This is a genomic window from Anaerospora hongkongensis, assembly GCF_004339805.1.
Classification (GTDB): Bacteria; Bacillota; Negativicutes; order Sporomusales; family DSM-15969; genus Anaerospora; species Anaerospora hongkongensis.
This window is the reverse complement of record NZ_SLUI01000017.1, coordinates 48,094-60,430: the sequence shown is the minus strand read 5'-3', so window position 1 is coordinate 60,430 and position 12,337 is coordinate 48,094. Positions and strand designations below refer to the sequence as shown.

Below are 12,337 nucleotides of genomic sequence, written 5' to 3'. Positions count from 1 at the left end.
TCCCTATACCAAATAAATCCAATGAAATTATGATAGTACTTTGCCGGGGTAAAGTCAAATGGACTCAGTCACTAACACGGAGTCCTGCCATATGGTAATTAGGTTCTCCAGTTTGCTCACAACCTCACTGGCAGTAATCCAGCTTGTATCGATCGTAAAATTGGCGACCTCATACCGGCTGCGGCGTTCCTGCAATAACCCGGTAATGATCTGCAGACTGTTCTCCTGCTTCACTAACGGACGCACATCAGGATCACCCGCAATGCGCTTGGCAATGATATCCGGTTGACATTGCAAGGCAATCACGAGTCCGCACTGTCGAAGGTTACTCACATTCTCCTCACAGAGAACAGCTCCCCCGCCGGTTGCAATAACCCTGTCATTCCGGTCGCTTAGCTGCCTGATGATTTGCCGCTCCTGGTCCCGAAAAAAGGCTTCTCCGTATTGAGCGAAAATTGTGCTGACCGGTAACCCTACCGAGCGCTCAATTTCTTCATCAAGATCAACAAATGTTCTGCCGGTGCGCTGGGCCAATAGCCGTCCTACCGTTGTCTTTCCTGTCCCCATAAAACCAATCAGCACAATGTTATTTTTTTGCCTGTGGCTGCCCGCCATATGATCAGCTCCTTATAGCAATAAAAATAAAAAATCCCGTCCCCTATAGGGACGAGATTACTCCCGCGTTACCACCCGAACTTGTATTACTACCGCTTCAGATACGAGAAATAAACATTTCCGATATCCTATCCTGGTAACGGTGGCTGCCGGCACAGTCTACTTGCTGCAAAGCGATTTGCAGTTTCAACTTGCAACTCCAAGGTGAATTTCACTGTAACCCTGCGTCCGGTTTGCACCAACCACCGGCTCTCTGCACGTTGTTTACAGTTACTTATCCTTTTTATCGTTTTTCGCATATGATGTTACACAAATTATTACACGGCTGCAAAGAAATGTCAATATTCAGAACCAAGTTTTTACTATCGACAGTAAGGCGCCCTCCAGCAATTGAATGAAACTCCGGAAATAAGCCAAAATACACTGTATACGCGTATAATCGCCGTAGGTGAGAGGTGGACTGCAATTGCGTCGGAATTCTTCTTTGTTCGCTGGGTTTTATTTATTTGCCGTGGCTAATATCGCACAAGCCTGGGTTCTGCTGCCTCATGAGCTAACCGCCGCCGGTTTGCTGCAGATCTTCACGTATTTGCTGGTATTGTGGCTGCGGCCGATTGCCGGCTTTGCTGTTATGGTCGCTGAGTTTCTAGCTATCGGCTTTTTTTATACGGGATCGGCATTTTACGACCAGTGGGACAAAGCCCTGCAGACTATGACAATTGTCAAGCTACTCTTATTCATGCTCACTACCGGTTTGTTCTGGCTGACCGTTCTCTTCTGTAAAACGCTGGCCCGAGATAAAGAAACAATGGAGAAAGCTTTACAGCAGTTTAACAAATATGAAGAAGCCACCGGCATATTAACGTTAAATGAATTTTTATACCGCGCCCAGGATATTCACATGGCGATGAAGCGTCGTCAAGAAGAGGGATTTTTAGTTACAATTACAATTTGTCCCAATGGTAAGGAATTTGCACTTAAAAGCCTGCATGAGCACTTCAGCCGCGCAGCCCTTGAAGCCATACGCAAGCAATATGACCTTGCCGGCAAGCGCTCTCCCACCGAAATCCTGCTGTTGTTGCAAAATACTACTCGCGAAGGCTGCGCCCTTGTTATAGCCCGTTTCAAAGAAAAGCTGCACGCAGCAGCGCCAGTCCCGGCTGAACTGTACGATGTGAAGATCGAACAGCTTCCTGCCAACTGGGAATTCGCGAAATTCACCATCATTGGCTCACCTCTGCTGCCGGTCCAGCCAAATCGCCGGGGTCTTCGCTTATGAGCCTGTTTTTTCTGACCGTTTGTCTCTTTTTTTGGCTATTATTAGGGTATTATTCGATCTTAACCGTAGCAGGAATTTTGTACCGGATCGAAAAACGCACCAGCTCCGCACTGCCCGATTATCCCAGTGTCAGCATTTTTATCCCTGCCTATAACGAAGGGATTGTCCTCGCTTCAACACTGGATGCCATGCTCAAGTTAGAATATCCCGGCAAACTGACAGTCTTTGTTTTAAATGATAACTCCCAGGATAATTCCGGAGAAATTGCTCAGTTCTATGCCGACTTATTTCCCAGAATTCGGCACCTTCTGGTGCCTCCAGGAACGCCCAAAGGAAAATCACGGGTATTAAACTACGGCTTGTCGATCTCTGAGTCCGAGTATTTTGCCGTGTACGATGCCGACAACCAGCCGGAACCGGCTGCCTTGCGCTTACTTGTGGAAACAGCCGTCACTACTCCCCAGGCAGTAGGTGCCGTTGGCTACGTAAAAACCATTAATGAAGAACGCAATATCCTAACCCGCATGATCTCACTGGAGTTTCAGGTTTTTCAGCTCCTGATGCAGGCCGGGCGCTGGAAATTGTTCCGAACAGGTTCCCTTACAGGTACCAATATGCTGGTATCACGCGCGGCAATTGAACAAGTAGGCGGCTATGATCCCCATGCCCTGGCAGAAGATGCCGACCTGACGCTGACACTTACCGCAGCAGGCGGCCTGCTGCCTATTGTCCCGGAAGCGGTTACCTGGGAACAGGAGCCAGAGACATTTGCCGTTTGGCTGCGCCAGCGAACCCGCTGGAGCCAAGGCAATATTTATATTCTGGCAAAAGCCCTTCATGAGCGCAGCTGGCTGCGCGGCCGGGTACTTGTCCACATCTTGCAGCAATTTATCGTTTATGTAGGCTTTGCGGGTCTCCTGCTGGCTTCCGATGTCTGGCTGATTCTCGGACTGACCGGCACCATTCATGAGCACTATACCGCTCCCCTGCTGCTGCTCTGGTTCTATTCTTACGCCGTCTATCTCTTGCAGCTCATTAGTGCCCAGACGGTTGATAACCGCCTGTCACCGGCCAACATTTTCGTTGCAATTATCATGTACTGCACCTACGCCCAACTCTTTCTCGTCCTGCTGATCCGCGGCACATACAGTTATTTACGGAGACAGCACGGCTCCAGTTCCGGCCCGGTGTGGGATAAGACTGACCGTTTCTAAGCAGGCGCTTGCCTGCTTAGTTTTATCTTTTTTCTTCCGTCATCCAGATATACATCACTGGCAGCATTTTCGTCTTGTACAACCTAACTTCCGCGAGCAGAGGAAATACATTATCAAAGATGTGCGTCTGATTATCCGATACATAACCCCCCTGATACTCACCGCTTCGGTGCTGAAGTTGCAGCATCCGCTTATAAAGAGCAAGTGCCCACTCCGTATCATTTCGTTCCAAAGAATATAAAATAGCCAATGCATAAACCGACGGAGACTCAAACTTCACGGGCGCCTCGTGCGACATCCTGTCATAACCCCCATAGATCAGCCCACGTATTTGAAATTCATTTTTCAAAAAGGCTGTCAACTCCGGAGATGGAATCCCTTGAGACGCTCGATGTAAAGCGATTAGCAGCTGATCAATCAGATTAACTACCGGGTCATAAGCATATTGTCCGGTAGGCAAGTGATAGGATTTCGGAAAAAAGGTCCCATCATTCGGGATAGCTTGAATAGCACCAATTGCCCGGTCATACAGCGGCTGCTCGGCAGGCTTCCACTGTCCCAGCTTTTTCAGCGGCCGCGGATCAAGATAGGATAGCGTAAGGACATCAGCCGACTTATTGTATTTGCGGTCATAGAAATCAACGAAGGTGTTACTTTTAACCAGGTAAAGCGAAACTGCATTTCCAATGGCACCGGCAGTCTGAGCCCATTCTTCCTGCCCCCAAAGCTGATGAGCCGCTAATAAGGCATCAACCAGCCGCAAATCATCAACAAGTGCGTTGGTCGTTACATCTGATTTTCCGTCAGGCGAGATTTTCCAGTACACGAACCCTTCAGGCGCGAAAAAGTACTGCCGCAAAATGGCATAGTTTTGTTGAAACAAGGCTTTGTCTTTGTTCTCAACAGCATATTCCAGCCATAAGCCCAGCGACTCTGACAACGCTTCTCTGCCATGGGCAAGATCCGGCGAAATAGCCGGCGTATCGCTAAGATAGGTTGCCAGCGTCCCATTCGGATTAAGCATATGCTTTTTTATAAATGATTCTGTTTCCAAGTAACGGGGCTGGTAAAAATACAGATATGCGCCACTTCCAACGACAAGCAACAGAACTATGGTCAAAATGGACATACTTTTTGTTCTCATAATTTAACAGCTCGCTTCTGCTACATTTTATGATACGATAGCATTACAAATTTACTTCGTTACGAGGGCATTTTATGACATTCAGATACTCCTTTATTATCTGCATCCTGCTTTGTACTATTATATTTCCCACCAGCTTATTATTTGCAATGCCGGCAAAAAATACTGCCGCCGACACAGAAGCTTTTATTAAAAACAAACTGACCAATCCAAATGGCACACTGGCTACTTATCTGCTGCCCGCAGAAGCCGGCAATGCGAATCAGGATATTGTGGCAGGCCGTGATTCTTTATCTGAATCACTGGGCTTTTGGATGCAATATGCACTTTTGAAAAATGATGCTGTTTTATTTCAGCAATGCTATGACTCGCTCGTCAGCCATTACCTCCTGCCCAACAAGCTGATAGCCTGGCAGGTTCCGTCAGCAGGACAAACAACGGTTACCGCTAATGCTTTGGTTGATGACCTGAGGATCATGGATGCTTTATTCAAAGCCAACGAGCTTTGGCCAAATCCTAACTGGCAGGATACAGCCAAAGCAATCAGCCTCGCTGTCGATGAGCACCTCCTGCAGCAAGGCTTATTGGTAGATTTCTATGATTCCCGCTCAGAGGCCGCTTCCACTACGCTGACCTTAACTTACCTTTATCCGCCGCCAATACAAAAGGCCGCTTCTTTGACCTATTTTTATCCTGTTGCCGCCAATCGCAGTCTTGAATTGCTTCGTTCCCTGCCGGGTGGTTCCATTTTTTATCCGAAAACATTTGATACGATAACCGGTGAATTTCACTTCCCCGAGAAGGTAAACCTGCTTGATCAAATGCTGATTGCCCTTAACAGGCAGTCACTGGGGTTATCGGCAAACGGCCTAATGGAATTTATTAAAGGAGAGTTCTATCGCAGCGGAAAAGTCATGACCGACTATGACAGAAGCAGCCATACAGCAGCTTCTCCTTATGAGTCGCCGGCCCTGTATGCTGTGATTATTCTTTATGCTGCCCAACAGGGTGATACGGGGTTTGCATTGGATATTTACCGCCGTATGATTTGCTTTCGCGCTGCCGATGGAGAAAACCGTGGTGGCTACATGGCAGGAAAGGATACCCACATTTTTGATAATTTACTGCCATTAATTGCCGAAACTACCTTACAGCAAAAAAATCTCCTGTAATACGTACAAAAGCACTGCTTTGCCGGCTACCGGCAAAACAGTGCTTTTTCTTGTAAGGTAATGAGATTTATTTAAATCCGGAATTTACTAACGTCATTCTGCAGGGTAACAGCTAGCTGAGATAAGGATTGGCTTGCTGAAGCAACTTCTTCCATCGAAGCAGCCTGCTCTTCAGTTGCGGCTGACACGGTCTGCGATTCAGCCGAAGCGGTCCTGCTCAAATTATTGATTGCATTCACGGAATTCACGATTTGGCCACTGCCTGTCGCAATATGCTCGATTGCCACAGAAATCTCTTTGGTTTGATTAGACCCCTCGAGAATCATGGCTACGATTTCCTCAAAGGTAACCCCGGTAGCATTGACAACTTCGGCACCGAGTTTTACCTCCCGTGTCCCATTATTCATGGCAGCAACGGCTTTCTCCGTTTCTCCCTGAATCTCGCTGATTAAGGTGGCGATTTGCTTGGCCGCGTTCTGGGACTGTTCGGCCAGTTTGCGCACTTCTTCGGCTACTACGGCAAAACCCCGTCCCTGTTCACCGGCCCGTGCTGCCTCAATGGCGGCATTTAAAGCCAGCAGGTTCGTTTGACCGGCAATGCCGGAAATGGTGTCAACAATTTGCCCGATTTCTTTCGACCGCTCTCCTAGTTGAACGACTACCTGCGCCGAAGCGGTAACAGTCTGCTCAATGCTGGCCATCTGATTAACTGCTTTATTAACGGATTGAGTGCCTTCATTGGCTTTATCTGCAGCCTGAGAGGTTTGGAGGGCTAGCTCATTGGCATTGGTGACAATCTGCTGAATGGTCTCCGACATCTGCTGGACCACAATCGAAGTGTCATCAGCTGCCCGCAGCTGCTGTTCGGCTCCTCGGGCCACTTCCGTAATCGAGCCGGCAACCTGACTGGCCGCTTGTGCCGATTGATCGGCACTGGCTGTCAGTTCTTCATGTGAATTAACGAATCAGACAGCTGACCAAACTCATCTTTTCGGATTAGTTTTTGCTGTTTTTCCCGGAAATCCCCGTCAGACAGCTCATCGCAGAAACCGATCATAATCTGCAGGGCACTCGTAATTGCCCGGGTAATGAATAATCCGACTGCAGCCAGCAGCACAACACAAGTCAGCAATATACCTACCGTAATTTGCGTTGAGGTTGTAAAAGCAGCCTTATTGGCATTATTGATAATGTTTGCCCGTTCTGTTGCATATTGGGAAAGGTCCATGCATTTATTTAGTGCCGCTACTTCTAAGGGTGCAACTTTTGCCAAATACAAAGCATAGGCTTCGGCATTCTTATTCTGTCCCGCCAGCTCAAGTGCCTCGGTGCGGGCGTCGCGATATGTTTTCATTGCCGCTTTCAGTTCTGCTATTTTTTGCTTTTCTTTATCATCTAGATTAGTTTTTTCAATTAGCGCAATGTTGGCATTAAAATTCTTGGCACGATCAGCAATTAATGTGCGTAGTTCATTCATTTTCTGTTCATCTGTTGTCAGCATGAATTCCAGCACAGCTGCACTGACCTTATTAATGTGAGCCTGGTTTTCATTAATCAGCATAACCGGTATCAGATTGTCAGCAAACAGCGCATCCATATCTACACTAGCTTTGTGCAGATAGTGATAACCGGTGTAACCGATAATCGACAGCGCAATAATGGAAATAAAAATTAAAATACCTAACTTAAGACTTACTTTGAGATTGTTAAAAAAATTCACTTTTGGATCCCCTTTTAAGTTGTAATTTTTTCCTCCTTCATTTCGACATTATTCGCTATTTTTCCTGTTGTTTATAAAAGTTAATTATAAATATTTCTAAAGAATTCCTTAAGCAAGAAAAGCTATTTCACAAAAAGGGGGCAAAAAATAAGGTGCCGCATTACTTTACAAAAAAGTATTTGCGACACCTGTCCTTTTGAAAACTACTGAGCTGCTAGGCGTTTATATGTGTTTAACCTTGCTTTCGCATCCTGTTCGGTTTTCTGAAATAAGGTTTCAGCTGTTTCCGGGAACTGTTTTTTCAATGCCGAATAACGGACTTCGCCCATTAAGAATTCTCTAAACTCCATTGTTGGTTCTTTTGAATCCAGTACAAATGGATTCTTCCCGCCTGCTTCAAGCTGGGGATTGTATCTGTATAGGGCCCAATAGCCGCTATCAACGGCCCGTTTGGCTTCCAGCTGACTGTTGCCCATACCAGCTTTCATCCCATGGTTAATGCAAGGTGCATAGGCAATAATCAAGGATGGGCCGGGATATGCTTCCGCGTCGGCGATTGCCCTTAAGGTCTGATTTTTGTCGGCCCCCATGGCAATTTGTGCAACATAGACATAGCCGTAGCTCATTGCAATCATACCGAGATCTTTTTTCTTGGTATATTTGCCGCTGGCAGCAAATTTAGCAATTGCCGCCGCCGGTGTCGCTTTGGACGACTGGCCGCCCGTGTTGGAATATACTTCGGTGTCCAGCACCAGGACATTGACATTCTCGCCTGACGCTAAAACATGGTCCAGTCCGCCAAAGCCAATATCATAGGCCCAGCCGTCACCGCCAAAAATCCACTGCGACCGCTTGACCAGAAAATCTCTGTTTTGATAAATACTAGTAAGCAGCGGGTCATTGCCTTTGAGCATTTCCAAAGCGGCTATCAGCTTGTCCGCCCTTTCCCGCGATCCTTCGCTGCTTTCCTTATTAACCAGCCACTCTTCGCAGGCAGCAGTAAGCCCTGCACCATATTTTAGCTTAGTGGCAGCTTCAATATCCATCGCCAGCTTTTCCCGAATCTGATTGCTGCCCAGCAGCATTCCCAGGCCAAATTCGGCATTATCCTCAAATAGTGAGTTTCCCCAGGCCGGACCATGTCCACGATCATTTCTGGTATACGGCACCGACGGCGCACTGCCCGCATAAACGGAAGAACAGCCGGTAGCATTCGCAATCATCATCCGGTCTCCATATAATTGCGTAATGAGCTTAGTATAAGGTGTCTGGCCGCAGCCCGCGCAGGCACCGGAAAACTCCAGCAGCGGCTGCTCAAACTGACTTCCCTTAACCGAAAAGGGATTCAGCGGATTGGGCTTTGCCGTGAGTGACATTGCATAATCCCACAAGGTAATCTCGGCCTGTTGAGCAGCTAACGGTTTCATGAGCAGCGCCTTTTCTTTCGCCGGACAGACTTGAGCGCAATTCCCACAGCCGGTGCAATCAAGGGGAGATACGGCGATACGGAAATTGTACTCCTTGGCGCCGATAGCAGGCTTGGTGACAAACCCTGCCGGTGCAGCCTGAACTTCAGCCTCAGTCACCAAGATGGGTCTAATGGCAGCATGGGGACAGACATAGGCACAATGATTGCATTGAATGCACTTGTCTTTGTTCCATTCCGGTACGTCAATGGCAATACCGCGCTTTTCAAAGGCTGATGTACCGACCGGGAATGTCCCGTTTTCCATACCGATAAAAGCGCTTACTGGCAGTTTGTCTCCTTCCTGGCGGTTCATCGGCACCAGAATCTGCTCAATAAAGGCTGGTACATCACGGGCAGCAGCAGCTTGATCATATGCTGCCTTCCATTCTGCAGGCACGTGTACTTTTACAATCGCGCCGATACCCTGGTCAATTGCGGCATTGTTCATTTCCACGATTGTTTTTCCCTTGTTGCCGTACGAATGCTCAACAGCCTGCTTAAGGTAACCTACAGCATCTTCAACAGGAATAATATCGGCCAGCTTAAAGAAGGCCGCCTGCATGATCATATTAATCCGTCCGCCCAAACCGACCTGTTGCGCGATTTTCACAGCATCAATGGTATAGAAGCGGATATCGTTGTCGGCAATATACCGTTTCATAGCTGCCGGCAGCTTTTGCTCCAGCTCCGCTTCCGTCCAGGTACAGTTGAGCAGAAACACACCGCCCGGTTTCAGTCCGTCTAAAACGTCATACTTGTCCACGTAGGATTGGTTGTGGCAGGCAATAAAATCCGCTTTTTGGATTAGATAAGGAGATTTAATCGGCTGACGGCCAAAGCGCAGATGCGAAACAGTAATACCGCCCGACTTTTTGGAGTCATAGGCAAAATATCCCTGGGCGTACAGGTCAGTGTGGTCACCAATAATTTTGATGGCATTTTTGTTGGCACCGACTGTTCCATCTGAGCCCAGTCCCCAAAACTTACAGGCTTTTGTGCCTTGCAAAGTTGTATCAAACTCTGCCCCCAGGGGCAGCGAGGTATAATTGACATCATCGACGATACCAACTGTAAAGTGATCTTTCGGCTGGTCCTGCTTCAAATTCTCAAATACTGCCTGAATGTGCCCAGGCTGTACGTCCTTGCCGCCTACGCCGCATCTGCCGCCGACAATCAGCGGCTGCCACTGCCTGCCATAAAAAACTGATTTTACATCCAGATAGAGCGGTTCGGCAAAAGCGCCCATTTCCTTTGTTCGATCCAATACCGCGATCTTTTGGACTGTCCGGGGGATATAGCGAAAGAAATGTTCAACTGAGAAGGGCCGGTAAAGATGAACTGTCAATAGCCCGACTTTTTCTCCTTTGGCATTCAGGCAGTCGACCATTTCCTCAATAGCTTCGCACATTGACCCCATGGCGATAATCATCCGGTCGGCATCTTCAGCTCCATAGTAGTTAAAAAGGTGATACTCCCGGCCGGTAAGCTTGCTGATTTCCTGCATATAGCCTTCTACAATCTCCGGTAAATCACGGTGGAAGCGATTGGATACCTCCCGCTGCTGGAAGTGAATGTCTGAGTTCTGAACAGTACCCCGTAAGACAGGATGATCCGGGTTTAGCGCATCACGGCGAAAAGCAGCAAGCGCATCCCAATCTAATAACTTGGTCAGCTCTTCATATTCCAGCACTTCTACTTTCTGTACTTCATGGGAAGTGCGGAAGCCATCAAAAAAATTCAGGAAAGGAACTCTTCCCTTAATAGCCGACAAATGAGCCACTGCCGCCAAGTCCATAACTTGCTGCACACTGCTTTCGGCCAACATGGCAAAACCGGTTTGCCTGGCAGCCATTACATCCGAATGATCGCCGAAAATATTGATCGCATTAGCACCAACCACCCGGGAGCTTACATGAAATACACCCGGCAGCAATTCTCCGGCAATTTTATACATGTTGGGGATCATTAACAACAGCCCCTGCGACGCCGTATAGGTTGTGGTTAATGCCCCGGCCTGCAGGGAGCCGTGAACAGCCCCGGCTGCCCCCCCTTCGGATTGCATTTCCACAACTTTAACGGTTTGGCCGAAAATATTCTTTCTTCCCTGAGCTACCCATTCATCAACACTTTCAGCCATATTGGACGACGGTGTAATTGGAAAAATAGCGGCCACATCAGTAAAGGCATAGGATATGTGAGCCGCTGCCGTATTACCGTCCATCGTCTTCATTTTTCTCTTCGAATTGCTCATAACATTCTCCCCATCCATCAATATTTAAGACTCTCCGGCTACGCACAACCAGCGTAACCGGAGAGTTTTCTTTATGAAACCTTATTTGTCTTGTTCGGTGATGTGCTGTGCAGGCTGTCTCTTGCCAATGCCTGCTGCAAAATAAACGGCAGTAATGATAGCGCAGAATACAGCTCCGGCGATCAATCCACCCCGGGTATCCTCGTTAAACCACATACCAACTAGTACGCATAGTAAAAAGACAATGGAGAAGTAATTGCTTATGGGATATAACGGCGATTTGAAGGGATGGGATTCGATTTCTTTGCCCCATTTTTCCCGGAATTTGAGCTGACTGATGCACAGGACAAACCAGGGAGCCATACCGGGCAAAATACTGGCACTGTAGATATAGACGAACAATTTGGAATTGGGGTAAATATAATTGAAGAATACGCCCAGCAGTAAGCAGGCTATCGTCACTTTAATGCTGTTAGCCGGTACTCCGCTTGGCGAAACTTTTTTCAGAAAAGCCGGAGCCTGTCCATTGGCTGCTAAGGTATACAGCATTCTGCCGGCACTATAGATACCGCTGTTGCAGCCCGACATCGCGGCAGTTAAGACAACGAAATTAATGATACCGGCGGCAGCGGCAATTCCCACTTTTGCGAAGGTTAAAACAAACGGGCTGCCAATTGTACCGATCTGGTTCCAGGGCTAGATAGTAACAATAACAAAAATTGCACCGATATAAAATATGAGAATGCGCCAGATAATGTTTTTAGTGGCTTTGCGCAGGCTGTTTTGCGGATCTTGGGCCTCACCGGCGGTAATACCGACAAGTTCAACCCCTTGATAGGAGGCAGTGACCAGACAGAGTGCGAATAAGAAGCCCTGCCAGCCACCGGCGAAAAAGCCGCCATGATTATACAAGTTGCCAATTCCCAAGGGCTGGCCTGCATTGCCTACGCCAAAAAAGACAATTCCAAAACCGACTACCAGCATGATAATAATTGTAGCAACTTTAATAAGGGCAAACCAAAACTCGAATTCGCCGTAGTATTTGACGGCAGCCAAATTAGCGGCAGCAACGATGGCCACGCCAATCAGGGCAGGTATCCACTGGGCAAGATCAGGAAACCAGTAATTCATATAGATACCGATCGCCGTCACTTCCGACATGCCTACCGTAACCCAGAGAAACCAATAGCACCAGGCAGTGATATACCCCGCCCAAGGGCTGATGTATTTATGGCCGTAGGTTGCAAAGGAACCGGTAACCGGTTCAAGATACAGCATTTCTCCCATGATGCGCATAACGAAAAACATGACCATACCGGCTAATGCATAGGCAAGCAGCACGGAAGGGCCTGCCCACTTAATTGTACTTGCCGAGCCCATAAACAACCCGACACCAATTGTCCCTCCTAAGGCAATGAGTTCAATGTGGCGGGCCTTGAGTCCACGGGTCAGCTCTCTTTCTTCCATAAGTTGT

8 protein-coding genes, 1 pseudogene and 1 other annotated feature are annotated in these 12,337 nt (G+C 47.8%); of the genes and pseudogenes, 3 read left to right on the top strand and 6 right to left on the bottom strand.

What is annotated here, in order from left to right; genetic code table 11:
• Window positions 1-54: 54 nt before the first annotated feature.
• Window positions 55-615, bottom strand: a complete 561-nt coding sequence (locus EV210_RS19685; RefSeq protein WP_132083071.1) for a shikimate kinase — start codon at window positions 613-615, stop codon at window positions 55-57.
• A 44-nt stretch (window positions 616-659) separates the two neighbouring features.
• Window positions 660-911: a binding site (T-box leader), on the bottom strand.
• Window positions 912-1,081: 170 nt separating this feature from the next.
• Here EV210_RS19685 and EV210_RS19680 point away from each other — a divergent pair.
• Both EV210_RS19680 and EV210_RS19675 read left to right on the top strand, forming a co-directional pair.
• Window positions 1,082-1,894, top strand: coding sequence for a hypothetical protein (locus EV210_RS19680; protein WP_132083070.1), 813 nt, complete (start codon window positions 1,082-1,084; stop codon window positions 1,892-1,894).
• Window positions 1,891-3,108 (top strand): glycosyltransferase family 2 protein, encoded by a 1,218-nt coding sequence (locus EV210_RS19675; RefSeq protein ID WP_132083069.1) that lies wholly within the window; start codon window positions 1,891-1,893, stop codon window positions 3,106-3,108. Before EV210_RS19680 ends, EV210_RS19675 begins: the two co-directional genes overlap by 4 nt.
• A gap of 22 nt (window positions 3,109-3,130) precedes the next feature.
• On the opposite strand, the gene EV210_RS19670 is transcribed toward EV210_RS19675, so the two are convergent.
• Window positions 3,131-4,237: a glycosyl hydrolase family 8 gene (locus tag EV210_RS19670; RefSeq protein ID WP_207900788.1), complete on the bottom strand. Its 1,107-nt coding sequence runs from the start codon at window positions 4,235-4,237 to the stop codon at window positions 3,131-3,133.
• An 89-nt stretch (window positions 4,238-4,326) separates the two neighbouring features.
• Here EV210_RS19670 and EV210_RS19665 point away from each other — a divergent pair, with 89 nt between their 5' ends.
• Window positions 4,327-5,424: a glycosyl hydrolase family 8 gene (locus EV210_RS19665; RefSeq protein ID WP_132083067.1), complete on the top strand. Its 1,098-nt coding sequence runs from the start codon at window positions 4,327-4,329 to the stop codon at window positions 5,422-5,424.
• Between the two features lie 71 nt (window positions 5,425-5,495).
• Here EV210_RS19665 and EV210_RS23485 read toward each other — a convergent pair whose 3' ends face one another.
• The 4 genes and pseudogenes from EV210_RS23485 to EV210_RS19650 all read right to left on the bottom strand — a co-directional run bounded on the left by EV210_RS23485 (window position 5,496) and on the right by EV210_RS19650 (window position 12,330).
• The gene (locus tag EV210_RS23485; RefSeq protein ID WP_424218249.1) at window positions 5,496-6,305 is read right to left on the bottom strand and encodes a methyl-accepting chemotaxis protein; all 810 of its coding nucleotides are present in this window, start codon (window positions 6,303-6,305) and stop codon (window positions 5,496-5,498) included.
• Window positions 6,306-6,364: 59 nt separating this feature from the next.
• Complete coding sequence (locus EV210_RS23480) at window positions 6,365-7,144, bottom strand: MCP four helix bundle domain-containing protein (protein ID WP_207900787.1); 780 nt, start codon at window positions 7,142-7,144, stop codon at window positions 6,365-6,367.
• Between the two features lie 203 nt (window positions 7,145-7,347).
• The gene (gene nifJ, locus EV210_RS19655; RefSeq protein WP_132083066.1) at window positions 7,348-10,863 is read right to left on the bottom strand and encodes a pyruvate:ferredoxin (flavodoxin) oxidoreductase; all 3,516 of its coding nucleotides are present in this window, start codon (window positions 10,861-10,863) and stop codon (window positions 7,348-7,350) included.
• 81 nt (window positions 10,864-10,944) lie between these two features.
• Window positions 10,945-12,330: pseudogene (locus EV210_RS19650) on the bottom strand (amino acid permease).
• Window positions 12,331-12,337: the final 7 nt, after the last annotated feature.